Below are 650 nucleotides of genomic sequence, written 5' to 3' on the forward strand. Positions count from 1 at the left end.
CAATCACAATTGCTTCAGAAATCGCTTCGCAATCTCCATTGCTGGCTTGTACAAAATAAGTTCCAGCAGTTAAATCAAGGAATTCCGCGTTTTCAATAGAGCTATTTAATTCATTTTGATTTTCATCTAAAAGAGTATAAGTAATTCCGTCATCAGTAATTACTGAAACCGTTCCTGTAATATCTTTGCAAGTTGGTTGCTGAGAAACAATGGCTTCTGGTTGCGCCGGACTTCCTTCATTTTCTTCAATCACAATTGCTTCCGAAACAGTTTCACAATCTCCATTGCTCGCTTTTACGAAATAGGTTCCAGCCGCTAAACCACTGAATTCAGCGTTTTCTATTGAGTTGCTTAATTCGTTTTCATTTTCATCAAGTAGGGTATAATTAATTCCGTCATCAGTAGTTACTGAAATCGCTCCTGTAATATCTTCGCAAGTTGGTTGTTGAGAAACAATGGCTTCTGGTTGCGCGGGACTTTCCAGGTTTTCTTCAATTACCAAAGCTTCCGAAATAGCTTCGCAATCTCCATTGCTGGCTTGTACAAAATAAGTTCCAGCAGTTAAATCAAGGAATTCCGCGTTTTCAATAGTATTGTTTAGAGCGTTTTGATTTGAATTTAAAAGTGTATAAGAAATTCCGTCAACAGTA

At 37.5% G+C, this 650-nt stretch carries 1 protein-coding gene; it reads right to left on the reverse strand.

Features of this window, described 5'->3' with window-relative positions:
* On the reverse strand, positions 1-650 hold a 650-nt coding region (locus tag B4F31_RS09335; protein ID WP_286761176.1), incomplete at both ends, for a hypothetical protein.

Origin of the sequence: Salegentibacter sp. UBA1130, assembly GCF_002311535.1 — a bacterium.
In the GTDB taxonomy this organism is placed as follows: Bacteria; Bacteroidota; Bacteroidia; order Flavobacteriales; family Flavobacteriaceae; genus Salegentibacter; species Salegentibacter agarivorans.